Annotated in this window: 13 protein-coding genes and 1 pseudogene; 8 read left to right on the top strand and 6 right to left on the bottom strand. The window is 66.9% G+C overall.

From position 1 onward, the window contains the following. Positions 1 to 191: 191 nt before the first annotated feature. Positions 192 to 2,189 (top strand): transketolase, encoded by a 1,998-nt coding sequence (gene tkt / locus D0Y85_RS16430; RefSeq protein ID WP_117311285.1) that lies wholly within the window; start codon positions 192 to 194, stop codon positions 2,187 to 2,189. A 110-nt stretch (positions 2,190 to 2,299) separates the two neighbouring features. On the opposite strand, the gene D0Y85_RS16425 is transcribed toward tkt, so the two are convergent. From D0Y85_RS16425 to D0Y85_RS16415, 3 genes are all read right to left on the bottom strand, one after another. After that, positions 2,300 to 2,848, bottom strand: coding sequence for an NADAR family protein (locus D0Y85_RS16425; RefSeq protein ID WP_117311284.1), 549 nt, complete (start codon positions 2,846 to 2,848; stop codon positions 2,300 to 2,302). 97 nt (positions 2,849 to 2,945) lie between these two features. Continuing rightward, on the bottom strand, positions 2,946 to 4,898 hold the full coding sequence (locus tag D0Y85_RS16420) for an acetyl-CoA hydrolase/transferase C-terminal domain-containing protein (protein WP_117311283.1): 1,953 nt from the start codon (positions 4,896 to 4,898) through the stop codon (positions 2,946 to 2,948). Positions 4,899 to 4,930: 32 nt separating this feature from the next. Beyond that, positions 4,931 to 5,488 (bottom strand): flavin reductase family protein, encoded by a 558-nt coding sequence (locus tag D0Y85_RS16415; RefSeq protein WP_117311282.1) that lies wholly within the window; start codon positions 5,486 to 5,488, stop codon positions 4,931 to 4,933. Between the two features lie 116 nt (positions 5,489 to 5,604). On the opposite strand from D0Y85_RS16415, the gene D0Y85_RS16410 reads away from it, so the two are divergent. Genes D0Y85_RS16410 through D0Y85_RS16400 form a run of 3 tightly spaced genes read left to right on the top strand, consistent with a single transcriptional unit; the run spans position 5,605 to position 7,776 of the window. Further along, positions 5,605 to 5,970 (top strand): BlaI/MecI/CopY family transcriptional regulator, encoded by a 366-nt coding sequence (locus tag D0Y85_RS16410; RefSeq protein ID WP_117311281.1) that lies wholly within the window; start codon positions 5,605 to 5,607, stop codon positions 5,968 to 5,970. After that, positions 5,963 to 7,216: a TonB family protein gene (locus D0Y85_RS16405; RefSeq protein WP_117311280.1), complete on the top strand. Its 1,254-nt coding sequence runs from the start codon at positions 5,963 to 5,965 to the stop codon at positions 7,214 to 7,216. The genes D0Y85_RS16410 and D0Y85_RS16405 overlap by 8 nt, the downstream gene beginning before the upstream one ends. Further along, positions 7,216 to 7,776 carry a hypothetical protein gene (locus D0Y85_RS16400; protein ID WP_117311279.1) on the top strand — a complete coding sequence of 187 codons (561 nt, stop codon included), beginning with the start codon at positions 7,216 to 7,218 and terminating at the stop codon, positions 7,774 to 7,776. The genes D0Y85_RS16405 and D0Y85_RS16400 overlap by 1 nt, the downstream gene beginning before the upstream one ends. A gap of 41 nt (positions 7,777 to 7,817) precedes the next feature. On the opposite strand, the gene D0Y85_RS16395 is transcribed toward D0Y85_RS16400, so the two are convergent. From D0Y85_RS16395 to D0Y85_RS16385, 3 genes are all read right to left on the bottom strand, one after another. After that, on the bottom strand, positions 7,818 to 8,618 hold the full coding sequence (locus D0Y85_RS16395) for an MBL fold metallo-hydrolase (protein ID WP_117311278.1): 801 nt from the start codon (positions 8,616 to 8,618) through the stop codon (positions 7,818 to 7,820). Positions 8,619 to 8,628: 10 nt separating this feature from the next. Beyond that, positions 8,629 to 9,447 carry a S1/P1 nuclease gene (locus D0Y85_RS16390; RefSeq protein ID WP_032977182.1) on the bottom strand — a complete coding sequence of 273 codons (819 nt, stop codon included), beginning with the start codon at positions 9,445 to 9,447 and terminating at the stop codon, positions 8,629 to 8,631. A 642-nt stretch (positions 9,448 to 10,089) separates the two neighbouring features. Beyond that, on the bottom strand, positions 10,090 to 10,719 hold the full coding sequence (locus D0Y85_RS16385) for an OmpW family outer membrane protein (RefSeq protein WP_117311277.1): 630 nt from the start codon (positions 10,717 to 10,719) through the stop codon (positions 10,090 to 10,092). Between the two features lie 193 nt (positions 10,720 to 10,912). On the opposite strand from D0Y85_RS16385, the gene gap reads away from it, so the two are divergent. From gap to D0Y85_RS16370, 4 genes and pseudogenes are all read left to right on the top strand, one after another. Beyond that, the gene (gene gap / locus D0Y85_RS16380) at positions 10,913 to 11,917 is read left to right on the top strand and encodes a type I glyceraldehyde-3-phosphate dehydrogenase (protein WP_025874252.1); all 1,005 of its coding nucleotides are present in this window, start codon (positions 10,913 to 10,915) and stop codon (positions 11,915 to 11,917) included. A 73-nt stretch (positions 11,918 to 11,990) separates the two neighbouring features. Further along, a pseudogene (locus tag D0Y85_RS21040) lies at positions 11,991 to 12,623 on the top strand (DUF2339 domain-containing protein); the annotation flags it as partial. Then, positions 12,557 to 14,731 carry a DUF2339 domain-containing protein gene (locus tag D0Y85_RS16375; protein WP_343202877.1) on the top strand — a complete coding sequence of 725 codons (2,175 nt, stop codon included), beginning with the start codon at positions 12,557 to 12,559 and terminating at the stop codon, positions 14,729 to 14,731. The pseudogene D0Y85_RS21040 and the gene D0Y85_RS16375, both read left to right, overlap by 67 nt. Beyond that, the gene (locus tag D0Y85_RS16370) at positions 14,728 to 16,104 is read left to right on the top strand and encodes a DUF3999 domain-containing protein (RefSeq protein WP_117311276.1); all 1,377 of its coding nucleotides are present in this window, start codon (positions 14,728 to 14,730) and stop codon (positions 16,102 to 16,104) included. Before D0Y85_RS16375 ends, D0Y85_RS16370 begins: the two co-directional genes overlap by 4 nt. Positions 16,105 to 16,298 lie beyond the last annotated feature (194 nt).

Below are 16,298 nucleotides of genomic sequence, written 5' to 3'. Positions count from 1 at the left end.
CCTGATCGGGGTCGGATCCCTTTCCGCAGGAAAGGGCTCCGGCCCCTCTTCATAGGCGGAATCCAGCGCAGATCACGACGTTGCCGGCCAAGGGCCGGCACTAACGCCCCGGTCGACCTGACCGTGCCGGGCGTCTGTGGGACAATAGGCCGCCCGCAGTTCCGCGGCCGCCTCCCGATTCCGACAGAACCATGACGCAGCCTACCCGTCGCCAGTTGGCCAACGCCATCCGCTTCCTCGCCGCCGATGCGGTTGAAACCGCAAAGTCCGGCCATCCCGGCATGCCCATGGGCATGGCCGACATCGCCGAAGTCCTCTGGAACGACTACCACCGTCACAACCCGAACAACCCGCAGTGGTTCAACCGCGACCGCTTCGTGCTGTCCAACGGCCACGGCTCGATGCTGCAGTACGCGCTGCTGCACCTGAGCGGGTACGACCTGCCGATCGAGCAGCTGAAGGCATTCCGCCAGCTGGGCAGCCACACCGCTGGCCATCCGGAGCGTCACGAAACCCCGGGCGTGGAGACCACCACCGGTCCGCTGGGCCAGGGTTTCGCCAACGCCGTCGGTTTTGCCTTGGCCGAGAAGCTGCTGGCACAGCGCTTCAACCGCCCGGAGCTGGAAATCGTCGACCACCGCACCTGGGTGTTCATGGGCGATGGCTGCCTGATGGAAGGCATTTCCCACGAAGCCGCCTCGCTGGCCGGCACCTGGGGCCTGCACAAGCTGGTCTGCTTCTGGGATGACAACCACATCTCCATCGACGGCAACACCGAAGGCTGGTTCACCGACAACACCCCGGAGCGTTTCGAGGCCTATGGCTGGAACGTGATCCGTGGCGTCGATGGCCACGATCCGGACAGCATCAAGGCCGGTATCGAAGCGGCCCTGTCGCAGGACGGCAAGCCGACCCTGATCTGCTGCCGCACCACCATTGGTTTCGGCTCGCCGAACAAGTCCGGCAAGGAATCCAGCCACGGCGCACCGCTGGGCAAGGACGAACTGGAAGCCACCCGCAAGGCGCTGGACTGGAACTACGGTCCGTTCGAGATTCCCGAAGAGATCTACGCCGGCTGGCGTGCCGGCGGTACCGGTACCCTGCGCCAGGCCGAGTGGGAGCAGCAGTTCGACAAGTACGCTGCGCAGTACCCGGCCGAAGCTGCTGAACTGGCCCGTCGCTCGCATGGCGATCTGCCGGCCGACTTCATTGCCAAGGCCGACGCCTACATCGCCCAGGTTGCCGCCGAAGGCCAGACCATTGCCTCGCGCAAGGCGTCGCAGCTGGCCATCGAGGCGTTCGCGCCGCTGCTGCCGGAAATCGTGGGCGGTTCGGCTGACCTGGCGCACTCGAACCTGACCCTGTGGAAGGGCAGCAAGTCCGTCGCCACCGACGATGCCAATGCCAACTACGTGTACTACGGTGTGCGCGAGTTCGGCATGACCGCGATCGCCAATGGCCTGGCCCTGCACGGTGGTTTCATCCCGTTCGACGCCACCTTCCTGGTGTTCAGCGATTACGCCCGCAATGCCGTGCGCATGAGCGCGCTGATCCCGGCCCATGCCATCCACGTCTACACCCACGACTCGATCGGCCTGGGCGAAGACGGCCCGACCCACCAGCCGGTGGAGCATCTGGCCTCGCTGCGCTACATCCCGAACAATGACGTGTGGCGCCCGTGCGATGCGGTCGAGTCGGCCGTGAGCTGGAAGGCTGCGATCACCCGCCAGGACGGCCCGAGCTGCCTGGTGTTCAGCCGCCAGAACCTGCCGCACCAGCCGCGCGACGCTGAGCAGATCGCACAGATCGAGCGCGGTGGTTACGTGCTGGCCGATGCTGCCGGCACTCCGGACGTGATCCTGATCGCCACCGGTTCGGAAGTCTCGCTGGCGACCGAAGCGAAGGCGCAGCTGGATGCGGCCGGCCTGAAGACCCGCGTGGTCTCGATGCCGTCCACCGACGTGTTCCTGCGCCAGGATGCGGCCTACCGTGAATCGGTGCTGCCGAACGCCGTGCGCAAGCGCGTGGCCATCGAAGCTGGCGTCACCGGCTTCTGGCGCCAGTTCGTCGGCCTGGACGGTGCAGTGATCGGTATCGACACCTTCGGTGCCTCGGCCCCGGCCGACAAGCTGTACCAGCACTTCGGCATCACCACCGCGCACGTGGTGGAAGCAGCCAAGGCGCTGTAAGTCCCGCTGCAATGGAATAGGGAAAAGGCCGGCGAAAGCCGGCCTTTTCTTTTCCGGGCGAAACGTTTCGCCCGCCGTGCCCGTAGATCCACGCCACGTGTGGACGCGCGTTACATCGTGTCCCGCACGTCCATCAGCGCAAACCCCAGCAGATTCAATCCGCGCCACCGCGCCGGGTTGTGTGCGTCGGCGTGATCCTTGGCCAAGCCGATTCCCCAGACAACATCCACCGGGCTGGCTTCCACCAGCACCTGGTCTGCCGTGGCGCGCAGGAAATCACCCAGCGCCGCATTCTGCGAGAACTTGGCCCGATTGCCTTCGACCACCAACGCATAGCGCGCCTGCGTCCATTGAGCATCGTCGAAGCCTTCGATCCTGCGGCCCAGTGCCTTGGCGCCCTCCGGCGTCGCACTGGCCAGTATCTGGTCGAGCATCTTCGTGTCGCCGAACAGGCGCGCTTTGCCGGCCATCATGTAGTGTTCTGCGGTGCGGTAGTGCACGCCATCGATGCTGAAACCCGCGTCATACCACTGGCTGAAACACGACGCCGACACGCCGGTGCGTGGCGGCTGGTGGCCCCAGAAGCACAGATAGCGCAGGTGCTCGCCATCGGCTTGGCGGCATTGCAGGTCATGCAGGAAACGGGAATCGTCGTTCATCGGTACAGGATAGCGCGGCGCTACTGCGGTAGGTGCCAACCTTGGTTGGCACTGATCGTTGTCCGCCGGGCATGGCCCGGCGCTACCCTCCGCGCGATCACGCGGTGCGCGCCAGGGCCAGCCTCAACAACCGTGCATTGAGCCGCTCGCCGAAGTCCTTGGGCGACTGCAGTTCCATCCGCTGCAGATATACCGCGTCACCATCACCTGCAGGCTGCCACAGCGCGTCCCACACGGTACGCAGCTTGCTGCCGCGCGTCTGTGTATTGGCCTTCAGCCAGCCCAGTGCCTTCACCAGTACCTGCTCGATCTCGGTGAAGTCGCTGCCCAACGGGTAATCGGGCAGGGTGCCATCGTTGCGGAACGGCGCCAGCGCCGCCGCCAGGGCCAGGGGGGTGTTGCGCTGCTGCCGCTGCGCATCAGGTTGCGCCGTAGCGGCCAGCTTGCGTGCCGAAAAGGCCTGCTGCAGCAGCGCGCCCTGGAACGGCGCTTCGGCGATGGCCGCCATTGCGTGCACACAGTCGTCGTCGGTCAGGCCACGCACGTCGGCGATGCCGTACTCGTTGAGATAGATGTCACGCAGGTGGCGTGGAATGGTCGTGTGCCCGTAGTTCCAGCGCACGTTGGATTCGCGCTGGCCGCGGTCATCACGGGCAGCGCGGAACATCAGCACACTGCGCGCTTCCGGCAGGGCGTGCGCCATCGCCACGAAGTTGTACTGGCCGCCCACACCGGAGACCACACGGCCATCTTCCAGTGCATCGGATACCGCCGCGCCAAGCGCGGTGGCCATCATGCAGGAGTTGAAGAAGCGGGCATGACGGCGCTGCAGGCGCTCCAGCGTTTCGTTGCCGCCGTACAGCTGGTTGATCTCGCTGATGCGGCGCATGCCGATCGCCCGGCATTCGTCCTCGGGCAGGGTGCGCAGCCATTCGTAGAATTCCGACGAGCCCAGATAGAACGCGCCGTGCAGGTATTCGCCCTCGGCCTCCAGCGTGGCATGGTCGATGGACAGCGTGCTGCCGTTTTCGATGCGCTGCATCAGTGCCAGGTCGTCATGCACCTTGCGCTTGATCACACCGGTCTGCACCAGCCGACGGAATCCTTCGTTGAGCATTTCGCTGCAGCCGTACAGGCCGATCTCGAACGGGTCCAGTCCGCCGATCTCCTGTACCAGCGGATGGCTGGCCAGTTGCGGATCCAGCGCGTTCAACACGCGGCGGTAGCGTGCGTTGTCGGTGTGGCGCAGCACCAATGCATGGCTGAGTGCATCGGCCAGGGTGCCGATGCCGATCTGCAGCGTGCCGCCATCGCGCACCAGGGTGCTGGCGTACAGGCCGATGGCGTAGTCGGCGTCGGCCACCGGCTGCCGTGGCAGGCCGAACAACGCCGGATACGGCGCTGGCGGGGTGATGACCAGATCGAAGAAGGACACGTCGACCGTGGCCGTGCCGCCCAGATAAGGCAGCTGCGGATCGATTTCGGCGACCAGCAGCGGGCGCGGCAGGCCGCGTGCGGTCATCGCGTCCAGTGTGTCCTGGGTGATGTCGTTGTTGCACGACAGCGAAAGGCGCCGGTCGTCCGGGCGCATCGCCACTTTCTGCACGATCACCTGCGGCGCGCGCTGCGCTACCGCGTCGGCAGCGTGGGTGTAGTTGAGGCTGGTGTAGCTGGATTGCGCCTGTCGCGAACCGAGCAGGGCACCGGACTGCATGTAGAACTCTTCCACCTGCACATGCGCTGGCAACGCATCGCGGGCGATCGCGTCGGCGTAGGCCAGGCGCGGGAAGTCTTCACCGAAGTGGCGGGCCGCGAACGGTGCCAGGAAGCGCGCTTCCAGGCCGTTGCCCTTTGCCTGCGGCGGGTTCAGTGACAGCGCGGTATACAGCTGCAACGGCCGCGACGGGTCCTGTTCGACGCGCGCATACAGGGCGTTGAGCAGGCGGTGTGGTTTACCCAGCGCCAGCGGCGCACCGATCCGCAGCGGCCCATCCACGCGCGCAAACAGCCAGTCAACGGCGGCGTCGAGGTCGGTGAGGTGTTCGGTCATCCGGGGCGGTCCTGCTTGGGGGAGTGCTGGCATTACAGCATGTCGGGCTTGAACCGCCGTCGACGCGAGACTTCGGCACCGGACACCATGAACTGCCCATCGCCCCGGTAATGCACCGTGCGCGGCAGCTTTGGGCGAGGCGCAACATGGGCGCGCACGATTTCCCAGATGAACAGGTTGCTCGATTCGACTTGGCTGTCGTCATGCAGGCGGCACTCGAAGCTGGAATGGCACTGGCCCACCAGCGGTGCCCCCACCTCCCGCGCTGGCATCGCATCCAGGCCGAACCGTTCGAACTTGTCGACGTCACGGCCGCTGCAGTTGCCGATATCGACCACCGTGTCCAGCAGCTCCACGCCCGGGATGTTGATCACGCATTCGCCGCTGCTGCGGGCCAGGTTGAAGCTATGGTTCTCGTTCCACAGGTAGGTGGCCACCAGCGAGGGTGAGAAGCCCATCACCATGTGCCAGCCCATCGTCATCAGGTTGCGCTGGCCTTGCCAGGCGGTGCTGACCAGCACGATGGGGCCGGGCTCGAGGAAGCGCCGGGCCTGCTCGACCGGGAAGTCTTTCTTGGGCAGCGCCTTCATGCGGGGCCTGGAGCGGGAGGAATCGATGCTGGCGCAGGCGCGATGAACCTGGAGTCGAGGCTTGACAATTGATCCGATTACGCCCGTAATCGAATTGTCGATTACGGATGTAAACCATGACCCCGATCAGCGAAGCCGAAGCCGTTGTGATGGAGGTGCTGTGGCAGCAGGCACCGCGCAGCGCCGACGAGGTGGTGGCCGCACTGGCGCATCGCGACTGGGCTGAGCCGACCATCAAGACCCTGCTCAACCGCCTGCTGACCAAGGGCGCGATCGCCGCCGAGCGCGATGGCCGCCGCTATCTGTACCGGCCGCTGCTGCAGCGCCAAGCCTGGGTGCAGTCGCAGAGCCAGGACTTCATCGGACGCGTCTTCGAAGGCCGCGTGGCACCGCTGGTCGCGCACTTCAGCGAACGCGGACAGCTGAGCGCGCAGGACATCGCCGAACTGAAGAAGCTGATCCAGGAGCTGGACCATGAATGAGCTGCTCGACGGACTGTGGCAGGCCAGCTTGTGGTTGGCGGTGGGCGTGGTCCTGCTGGCGGTGACGCGGCCGTTGCTGGTGCGATTGGGCGGCGCCGGGCTGGCCTACCGTAGCTGGTGGCTGCTGCCCCTGCTGTTGGCCACGCTGTTGATTCCCCTGCCACAGGTCGCGCTGTTGCAGCATGTGCCGACCTTGCCGCTGAAGGTGGTGCCCGAAGCAGTGGAAGGCCTGCCTGCGTCATCTCTGCAATGGCCCTTGCTGCTGTTGGTGGTGTGGGCGCTGGGCGCGGGCGTCTGCCTGTTGCGCGACCTGCGCGCACAGCGCAGCTTCGAACGCGGCATGGGCGGTCTGCAGGCACGCGCCGATGGCAGCTGGCAGGCCAGTGGCGATCCCGGGCTGCCGGCGCTGGTGGGCCTGTGGCGGCCGCGCATCGTGGTCGGCCCCGATTTCGACCAGCAGTTCACTGCGCAGGAGCAGGCACTGATCCTGCAGCACGAGCACAGCCATCGTCGCAATGGCGATCACTGGGCCAACGGCGTACTGCTGCTGATGCGCGCGGTGTTCTGGTTCCACCCGTTGCAGCCATGGGCCGCACGCCGTTTCCTGCGTGACCAGGAACTGGCCTGCGACGCCCGCACCATTGCCCCGCAGCCTGCGCTGCGCGGCCTCTACGCCAGCACGCTGCTGAAGGCGCAGCTGGTCCACTCGGTTGCGCCGGCGGTCTGCCACTGGCGCAGCCAGCCCGTGTTGAAGGAGCGTATCGCCATGTTGAAGCAGTCCAAGCGGAAGGCATTGCCGTGGGTGTCGGGGCAGGTGTTGGTGGTCGGGTTGTGCCTGGGCGTGGGGGCGGTGGCGTGGGCCAGCCAGAGTGGGACAGCGGGCGTGCCGTCGATCAACGTAGAGCCGTTCGAACATGCTGGAGAAGACGCGGCCGAAGCGGGGCTCGACCGTCCGATCCAGGTCGACAAGATGTCGCCGCCCTCGTATCCGAAGTCTGCGATCGAGCAGCGTCAGGTAGGCGTGGTGAACCTGCGCGTGCAGGTGGATGCCAAGGGACACCCCGCCGATGTGCAGGTGCTCAGCGCCACCAATCCGGGCGTGTTCGAAGCGGTATCGATTGCAGCAGCGCGAAGCTGGACCTATCGCCCGGCGCTGAAGAACGGCAAGCCGGTGGCGGGCGCTGTACGCATTCCGATCACCTTCGCCATGGATGAGAACGACGACGTGACGGAGACCGCCAGGTGATGCGCATCGCGCTGCTGTTGGCAGCGGGGATGCTGGCAGGCTGCGCCACCCAGGAACGGTTGACCACCGTCGATACCCGCAATGAGAGTGTCGGCCATCAGCGCCTGCATGCGGAAGGGAAAGGTGGCAGCGGCCAGGTGCAGGCGTACACGCTGGGAGCGACCGAAGGCTATCGGATGCCGCAGCTGTATGCGGCGCCGGATCCGCAGATCGGTGATCGTGACCCGCGCACAGAGCTGGCGCCGACCACGATCTGCCTGCAGGTGGTGGTCGATGCCGAAGGCGCTGTCGAGCGAAGTCTGGCGCTGGTCGACCGCAGCGAATGCGCGGCAGGCGCGGCGAGCGAGAATGCGCCGCTGTTGCAGGCTGCGCAGGAGGCGGTGGCGATGTGGAAGTATTCGCCCGCCGCGGTCTGCCACTTCGCCCCCGGCAAGGTGCCGAGCGACCGTGGCGACTGCCAAGGCGCAGAGCGCGTCGAACCGGTGCGGGTGAGCCTGCTGTACGCCTTCACCTTCGAGATCGTGAAGGGCCAGCATGTGGTGCGCACGCAGGGCAAATGACGCGGTGTCATTGCTGGTGCGATGGGGCGACCGTGCGGGCCCTACGCGCCGCCCTGGATGTTGGCCTTCACCGCCGGCTGCATCAGCTGCGGTTCTGCCAGCGTCGCATCACGCGCCTGGCGCACGCTGACGAACTCCGCCTCGGCCACGCCTTCATGCACGTGGATGTTGTGCGCGCGCTGTTCACCAATGGTGGTTTCGTTGGCGAAATCGCGTCCGCCCGGGCCGTAGTCGTGGCAGACGAACACGCGGGTAGCATCGGGCAGGGCCAGCAGGCGCTGGATCGAGCGGTACAGCTGCGCAGCATCGCCGCCGGGGAAATCGCAGCGTGCGGTGCCGCCATCGGGCATGAACAACGAATCGCCGGTGAACAGCGCATCGTCGATCAGATAGGCGATGCTGTCGCTGGTGTGGCCGGGTACGGCGATGATGCGCCCCTGCAGTTCGCCCAGTGCGAAGGTCTCGCCATCAGCGAACAGGTGATCGAAGACGGCATGTTCCTCGGGCAGCTGCAGGCCATAGCGCGGTGCAAACGTGGCCTGCACCGCACGGATGCCTTCGCCGATGGCCAGCGTCGCATCCGGGAACCGCTGCTTGAGCCGACGTCCTGCCGACACGTGGTCGGCATGGGCGTGGGTTTCCAGCAGCCAGCGCACGTGCAGCTGCTGTTGCGCGATGGCATCGAGCATCGCGCGCACCGGCGATTCGCTGCTGGCGTCGGTATCCGGGTCGTAATCCAGTACCGGGTCGATCAGCGCGGCCTCGTTGCTGGCCGGGTCGCTGACCAGGTAGCTGAAGGTGTTGCTGTCACGGTGGAAGAACGATTGCACCTGGACCGACATCGGGCACTCCTCAGCGTGTGGCGAGCACGCGGTTCAGCAACTGCGCCAGGTTTTCACCGGCCAGTCGCAGCTGCGCTTCGGCCACCGGCCGGTAGCGCGTGGTGTAGTCGTCGCCGATCTTACGCGAGGCAGGGTAAACGCCAGGTTGCACCGAAATGCGGCAGCTGGCTTCAGCCCAGCTGACCGGATCGCGCTGCGGGTTGGACTGGCGTGCCAGCTTCGGCGCCGGCAGTGCGCGCAGCACCGGCAGGTAACCGGCATCGTCGACCTTGCGGGTATTGAGCATGCCGCTGTCCCACAGCGAGTGCAGGTTGGTACCGCGGTTGCCGAACTGCAGCTGGAAATCGTTGCCGCCCTTGTCGTGACCGTAGCCGGCGTGCATCGGCTGGTGGATGTCACCGACCAGATGCACGACGAATTTCAGCGCCTGCAGGCGCTCGCCATCGGTCAGGCTGCGGTCGCCGAGGATCGCGCTCTGCGCCTTCAGCGCTTCGACGATGCAGTTGCCGCTCTTGCAGTGCTTCGGCGCCTCGTAGTGGCAGCCATCTTCGGCGATGTTGACGTAGTGCCAACCGGCCGAGCGGCGGCCCAGGCCCGGGTCCTTGGCGCGCAGCTGGTCGGCCCAGGGCGCGATGCTGGCAAGGGTGGCGCCGGGTTCGGTGGCCAGCAGGCGGTCGACTTCAGCGCGCGTGGTCGGGTTGAGGCGGCTGTCGGCGACTTCGGCGACCAGGCGGTGGCCTTGCGCGCCCCAGGCATGGGCGGGGGCGGACAGGGTCAGCAGGGCCGGCGCGAGGGCGGCGGCGAGGAACAGGGAGTGCAGTGCTTTCATCCGCTCATTCTAGCCAGCGGGGGAGATGGGTGGTTGATGGAAAGCGGCGCGTTCCTGTTCGCTGGGCAGGTGGCTGCAGGGGCAGGCGCTGCGAGACACGCCGCAAGTACGTCCCTGTAGGCTCGGCCGCGGCTTGCTCGTGTGCGTTGTCCTGCGCACACGGCAAGACCGGGGTTGGACATCCTGTCCAACCCGCCCGAGGCATGCCTTGGGCCCATGCCGCGGACGGTCCCGCAGCGCCCGCCCCTGCAGCCACCATCCAACATGGCCGCGTTGGCGGATGCAAACGACAAAAGCAGAATCACAGTCAAATGCAGGATCTCATCCTGCAGCCCGCAATCGCATGCAGCCGATGGCAACTGCGCAATGCGGTTGCCCGCTTCCGCTTGCGCTTGCGCGCGCGTGGAAAATGGAAGGGCGAGGCAGGGGAAGGGGACGGGACCGTTGGCGCCATGGATGGCGCCATCGAGCCCCATGGATGGGTTTACGGCGTGTCCCGGCCCCTTCCCCTGCCTCGACCCACACCGGGACCTGGGCCCGTCGCGACCAACAAAAAAGCCCCGGCACACACATACCGGGGCAACATGCTGCGAGGGTTTTGCCTGTAGCGGGGAGCGGGGCGCAGCCCCGCCAGTCAACCCCTTAGAACTTGAAGACGTAGGACGCGCCGTAGACCAGCGGATCGATGTTGACCGTGCCGATCTTCTCGCCGTCCAGCTTCACCTTGCTGTCGATGTCGATCCAGCGCATGTCCACGCGCAGGGCGCCCTTCTCGCCAATCGCAAAGTCGATGCCCGCATGTGCGGCCAGGCCCCACGAATCCTGCAGCTTCAGCTTGCTGCCCGCCAGCGCACCGGTGGTGTCTTCGCTGAAGAAGGTCGTGTAGTTCAGGCCGGCGCCCACGAACGGCGACACCTTGCCCTTGCTGTTGAAGTGGTACTGCAGGGTGACCACCGGCGGCAGCTGCTTGGTGCTGCCCACGCGGCCCAGGCCGTTGATGTTGATGTCGTGCTTGAACGGCAGCGCCGCCAGCACTTCGATGCCCAGGTTGTCGGCGATGAAGTACTCACCGGTGATGGTCGGCTTGACGTCGTTGTCGACGTCGACCTTCAGGGTGCCACCGGCCAGCGAGCCGTTGTTCGACTTCGGGGCGACCTGGTGCACGCCAGCCGAAACGGTCCAGTCGCCCTTGGACTGGGCCATGGCCGGGGCAGCGGCCAACGACAGGGCGGCGGCCAGGCTGGCCACGATCAGGGGGGAGGTCTTGCGCATGGGGGTGATCTCGTTGCGGGGTGGATGTGGCCAGTCTCGGCCTCACGCCGCGCTAACGCTTTGATCCGGATCAAATCCTGTCCGGCCCCCGTCCCGGCGGCGGGCCTGGCCGGCGGTGGTCAAGGCCGGCCTGCTAGACTTGTGGGCCCTATCCACCCCGCCGCACCTGTCGCGGCTGCAGGAGCTTGAGAACATGGCAATCAAGGTTGGTATCAACGGTTTCGGTCGCATCGGGCGTAACGTCCTGCGCTCGGCGGTGCTGAACTTCGGCGACGACATCGAAATCGTGGCCATCAACGATCTGCTGGAGCCGGATTACCTGGCCTACATGCTCAAGTACGACTCCGTGCACGGCCGTTTCAAGGCCGACGTAGCCGTCGATGGCAAGGATCTGCTGGTCAACGGCAAGAAGATCCGCCTGACCCAGGAACGCGATCCGTCCAACCTGAAGTGGGACGAAGTCGGCGTTGACGTCGTGCTCGAAGCCACCGGCCTGTTCCTGGACAAGGTCAGTGCGCAGAAGCACATCGATGCCGGCGCCAAGAAGGTCATCCTGTCGGCACCGTCGAAGGACGACACGCCGATGTTCGTGTTCGGCGTGAACGACAAGACCTACGCTGGCCAGGCGATCATCTCCAACGCCTCGTGCACCACCAACTGCCTGGCGCCGCTGGCCAAGGTCATCAATGACAAGTGGGGCATCAAGCGCGGCCTGATGACCACCGTGCATGCTGCCACCGCCACGCAGAAGACCGTCGACGGCCCGTCCAACAAGGACTGGCGCGGCGGCCGCGGCATCCTGGAGAACATCATTCCGTCCTCCACCGGTGCCGCCAAGGCCGTCGGCGTGGTCATCCCGGAACTGAACAAGAAGCTGACCGGCATGAGCTTCCGCGTCCCGACCTCGGACGTGTCGGTGGTCGACCTGACCGTCGAGCTGGAAAAGGAAGCCACCTACGCCGAGATCTGCGCCGAAGTGAAGGCACAGAGCGAAGGCGCGCTGAAGGGCATCCTGGGCTACACCGAAGACAAGGTGGTGGCCACCGATTTCCGCGGTGAAACCCACACCTCGGTGTTCGACGCCGACGCCGGCATCGCCCTGGACGGCACCTTCGTCAAGCTCGTGTCGTGGTACGACAACGAGTGGGGCTATTCCAACAAGTGCCTGGAAATGGCCAAGGTCGTCGCAGCCAAGTAAGGCCTGCGAAGATCCTCGCGCGAACCCCGGCCTGGCCGGGGTTCGTCGTTTAAGTGGCCCGGCCTGACGTAGCATGGCCCCGTCGACCGCCGCCATCGTGGCGCGGGATCGCATTGGAAGGCGAGGAATGGAAGCACTCTTGGTCCTGGCAGTACTGGTCCTGCTGGCGATACCGCTGCTGCTGGTGGTGGCGCTGGTGATGATTGCCGGCCTGCGCCGGCGGGTCGCCGCGCTGGAGGCCGCGCAGAGCGTGCAGGTCGCGCCCAACCCGGCAGGAGGGACCGTAGGCCGTGCACCCTCGGCCGTGGCCGAGCCGCCGCGCGCGCCTGCGGCAACGCGCGAGCCCGGCAGCGAGCCCTCGTTCCTGCGGCCCACGGCGGCCACGGCCCCGCCGCCGCTTGCCGCCCGCGAGGAGCTGCCGACACCGGCCCCGCCCGCGCGTCCGCTGCCGCCACCGCCGTTGCCACCTGAGCCCACAGTGCCGCCCTTGCCAGCGGAACCGGCCCTGCCGAACCTGGTCGAGCGCGCGATCGGTGCGGTCAAACACTGGTTCACCCAGGGCAATGTGCCGGTCAAGATCGGCATGCTGGTGCTGTTGGCCGGCGTTGCTGCGCTGCTCAAGTACGTCAGCGACCAGGGCTGGCTGGTGGTGCCGGTCGAGCTGCGGCTGGCGGGCATCACCGTCGGTGCGCTGGGCCTGCTGGCCTTCGGCTGGCACCAGCGCGAGCGCCGGCGGATGTTCGCGCTGGCCCTGCAGGGGGCGCCATCGGCGTACTGCTGCTGACCATCTTCGCTGCCTTCAAGCGTTTCGATCTGCTCGCGCCCGGCTTCGCTTTTGCCAGCTCGATCGCGCTGGTGGCGGGGCTGTGCGTGCTGGCGGTCGTGCAGAACTCGAGGACGTTGGCAGTGCTGGGCATCCTGGCCGGCTTCATGGCGCCGCTGTGGCTGTCCACCGGCAGTGGCAACCACGTCGGGTTGTTCAGCTACTACGCCGTGCTCAACGCCGGCATTTTCGCCATTGCCTGGTATCGCCCGTGGCGGGTGCTGAACCTGCTGGGTTTCGCGTTCACCTTCGGCATCGGCACCTTCTGGGGCGTGCTGCAGTACGACGCGGCCAAGTTCGCCAGTACCGAACCGTTCCTGCTGCTGTTCTTCGCCTTCTATCTGCTGATTCCGTTGTTGTATGCGCGCCGGCAGCCGGCCGGGCGTCGCGATCTGGTCGACGGCAGCCTGGTGTTCGGCACGCCGCTGATCGCCTTCTCGTTGCAGGCCGGCATGCTGCACGAACAACCGATGACGCTGGCCCTGTGCGCGCTGGGACTGGCAGCGATCTATGCGCTGCTGGCGCGGGCCTTGATCGCGCGCGCGTCGTACACGGTGCTGGCGCAGTCGCATGCAGTACTGGCGGTCGGCTTTGCGACGCTGGCGGTGCCGCTGGCATTGTCGGCGCGGGCCACCGGTGCGGTGTTCGCGCTGGAAGGTGCCGGCCTGGCGTGGCTGGGGTTGCGCCAGAAGCGCTGGTTGCCGCAGGTGACTGGTGCGCTGCTGCAGCTCGCCGCCGCATTCGCATTCGTGGTGGGGGCCGACCATTGGCACCAGGATCAGCGTTTCCTGCTCAACCCGACCGCGATCGGCGCATTGCTGCTGGCCGTGGCGGGTTTCGCGGCGGCATGGAGCTACCAGCGCAGGCAGCGCCATGACATCGCCCTGGCGTATTACCTGTGGGGCCTGCTGTGGTGGTTAGGCGGTCTGGTGCATGAAATCGGCCGCTTCTTCCAGCATTCGGCGCAGGCCGACGCGGTGTTGGCGCTGGCCGCCGTCACCGCCTGGCTGGCCTCGGAGGTGCAACGCCGCATGCCGGCACGTGCGCTGGGCGTGACCGCGTTGGCGATGCTGGCCGCCGGCTTCCCGCTGGCCCTGCTGCAGAGCGATGCCCACCAGCAGCCGTTTGCCGGCTATGGCGCCTTGGCATGGGTAGTGTTCGCCGTGCTTGGCGTGCGCAGCCTGCTGTGCCTGCGCCAGGGCAGCGGCGGCGTGGCCCGTATCGCGCAGTTCCTGTGGTGGCTGCTGTGGCCGTCGCTGCTTTCGCTGCTGGCCCTGTGGGGCGGCGGCGACGCGCGCTTGGCGCAGGGCTGGACCGCGTTGCTGGTCACGTTGCCGTGGCTGCTGCTGGCGGCGCTGTCGCTGTGGCGCTGGAACGTGCTGCGCTGGCCGCTGGGTGCTGCGTTTGACCCAGTGCGCCTGCCGCTGCAGTGCGTGATTTTCGCGATGCTGGCGCTGGCCTGGTTGTTCGGCCTGACCCTGGCGGGCGACGCCACGCCGTTGCCGTGGTTGCCGCTGCTCAATCCTGCCGAGCTTGCACAGTGGGTCAGCCTGCTGCTGATCGCGCGCTGGCTGTATGACCCGCAGGGACCGGCGCAGCTGCAGCGGTTGCGTGTGCCGGTGCTGGCCGTGGCCGGTTTCATCGCGTTGACCAGCACCGTGCTGCATGGCGTGCATCATTGGGGCGGTGTCGCCTGGAATCCGACGATGGCCCGCTTCAGCCTGGCCCAGACCAGCCTGACCGTGTTGTGGAGCGTACTGGGCGTGATCGCCTGGGTGTGGGGCTCGCGTCGCGGCCAGCGTGTGCTGTGGATGGTCGGTGCCGTGCTGATGGCCGTGGTGCTGGCCAAGCTGGTGCTGATCGACCGCCAGCATCTGGGCAACCTGCTGGGAATCGCATCGTTCATTGCCTACGGCCTGCTGTGCACCGTCGTGGGCTACCTGGCGCCCGCGCCGCCGAGCGCGCCGCCAACCGTGGAGGAAAACCAATGAGGAAGTGGAGCCGAGCGTTGCTGCCGGTCCTGTTCGGCGTGGCCGGTGCGGTTGCCGCGCAGGCCACGGACTACCGCGCGCAGTACGCCGAACAGTGGCCGCTGAGCCTGTCCAGCGCGCAGTCCGGTGCCTATCGTGTGGTGCTGGAGCCGGCGATCTACCGCCGCGCAGGCGCCGCCGATCTGGGCGATCTGCAGGTGTTCAACGCTGCCGGCCAGGCATTGCCATCGGCACTGCTGGCGCCGGACCAGCCGTTGGCGCAGCCGCCGGTGCAGCGCGAACTGCCGTGGTTCGCGCTGCCACCGCTGGCCGAGGCCCAGCGCAACGACCTGCAGCTGCTGACCGAGCGCGATACCGACGGCCGTGTGCGCCGGGTCGAGGCCAGGCTTGGTGGTGGTGCGGTGGCGAACGGGCAGGGTGGCTGGTTGATCGATGCCAGCGTGCTCGGCCAGCAGCCGCTGGCAGCGCTGGTGCTGGACTGGGCCGAAAGTGGCCAGCCGCTGCAGGCGCAGGTACAGCTTGATGCCAGCGATGATCTGCAGCGCTGGCAGTCGATCGCCCGTGATGTCCCCTTGGTGGACCTGCAGCGTGCGGGCAAGCGCCTGCTGCAGCGACGGCTGCAGGTCGACAGCAACGTGCGCTACCTGCGGATCCTGCCGCAGGGCGAGGCGCGCCTGCCGGAGCTGCGCAGTGTGTTGGCGGAGCTGCCGCCGGCGCCGGCAACGGTGCCCTGGGAGTGGCTGTCGCTGACACCGACCGCGCAGGGCAAGGGGGAATTCACCTTTGAACTGGATGGTCGATTCCCGGTGACCCGGGCCGACGTGGCCAGCACCGACAACAGCCTGGTGCAGTGGACCCTGTTCAGCCGCGACGACGAAAGCGCCGAATGGCAGCGCCGCAGCGCGCCCTGGATCGCCTATCAGCTGCAGCAGGGGGCACCGGGCCAGCGCCAGCAATCGGCGGCACAGCCGTTGGGCGGCATGTACCGCGACCGCTACTGGAAGCTGGTCGCGAGCCCGGTGGAGACCACCAGCGCCCCGACCCTGCGCTTGGGCTATCAACCGGAAGTGATGGTGTTCCTCAGCCAGGGCGCAGCACCCTACGCGCTGGCCGTGGGCAGCAGCACCGCGCGCCGCGCGGAGGCGCCGATCGCGGTGCTGATCGAGGAACTGCGGCAGCGCAATGATCCGTCGTGGCAGCCGACGCTGGCACGCTTGGAGGGCAGTCCGGAGACGCTCGCCGGTGACGCAGCGCTGAAGCCGCAGCACGACTGGAAGGCGTGGTTGCTGTGGGCGTTGCTGGGGCTGGGCGTGCTGGTTGTGGGTGGACTGGCGTTGAGCCTGCTGAAGCAGAAGCCGTCGCCTTCGGCGTAGTTTGCAGCGAACGGCGCAGCCCCTCGTGGGTGGGCAGTCGTTGAGAGCAGAAGCCGTGCTTGGCCGGGCAGGTGGACTGTGCAGGGGACGCCGCAAGTACGTCCTTGTAGCAACTGTGTTGCTGGAGGCGCCAGCCCTTCCGGTAAACGGGCACGGTAGTGCCGGCCGCTGGCCGGCAGCCTCAGGAGCAACGC

The sequence above is a fragment of the Stenotrophomonas sp. G4 genome (genome assembly GCF_003428825.1).
GTDB lineage: Bacteria > Pseudomonadota > Gammaproteobacteria > Xanthomonadales > Xanthomonadaceae > Stenotrophomonas > Stenotrophomonas indicatrix.
This window is presented reverse-complemented; position numbering and strand designations above follow the sequence as displayed.

Excerpts from the sequence above, each read along its gene's own strand:
- gap (WP_025874252.1), top strand. The coding sequence starts at position 10,913 with ATGGCAATCAAGGTTGGTATCAACGGTTTCGGTCGCATCGGGCGTAAC.
- D0Y85_RS16410 (WP_117311281.1), top strand. The coding sequence starts at position 5,605 with ATGACCCCGATCAGCGAAGCCGAAGCCGTTGTGATGGAGGTGCTGTGG.
- D0Y85_RS16420 (WP_117311283.1), bottom strand. The coding sequence starts at position 4,898 with ATGACCGAACACCTCACCGACCTCGACGCCGCCGTTGACTGGCTGTTT.
- D0Y85_RS16425 (WP_117311284.1), bottom strand. The coding sequence starts at position 2,848 with ATGAACGACGATTCCCGTTTCCTGCATGACCTGCAATGCCGCCAAGCC.
- D0Y85_RS16390 (WP_032977182.1), bottom strand. The coding sequence starts at position 9,447 with ATGAAAGCACTGCACTCCCTGTTCCTCGCCGCCGCCCTCGCGCCGGCC.
- D0Y85_RS16385 (WP_117311277.1), bottom strand. The coding sequence starts at position 10,719 with ATGCGCAAGACCTCCCCCCTGATCGTGGCCAGCCTGGCCGCCGCCCTG.
- D0Y85_RS16415 (WP_117311282.1), bottom strand. The coding sequence starts at position 5,488 with ATGAAGGCGCTGCCCAAGAAAGACTTCCCGGTCGAGCAGGCCCGGCGC.
- D0Y85_RS16400 (WP_117311279.1), top strand. The coding sequence starts at position 7,216 with ATGCGCATCGCGCTGCTGTTGGCAGCGGGGATGCTGGCAGGCTGCGCC.
- D0Y85_RS16370 (WP_117311276.1), top strand. The coding sequence starts at position 14,728 with ATGAGGAAGTGGAGCCGAGCGTTGCTGCCGGTCCTGTTCGGCGTGGCC.
- D0Y85_RS16395 (WP_117311278.1), bottom strand. The coding sequence starts at position 8,618 with ATGTCGGTCCAGGTGCAATCGTTCTTCCACCGTGACAGCAACACCTTC.
- tkt (WP_117311285.1), top strand. The coding sequence starts at position 192 with ATGACGCAGCCTACCCGTCGCCAGTTGGCCAACGCCATCCGCTTCCTC.
- D0Y85_RS16405 (WP_117311280.1), top strand. The coding sequence starts at position 5,963 with ATGAATGAGCTGCTCGACGGACTGTGGCAGGCCAGCTTGTGGTTGGCG.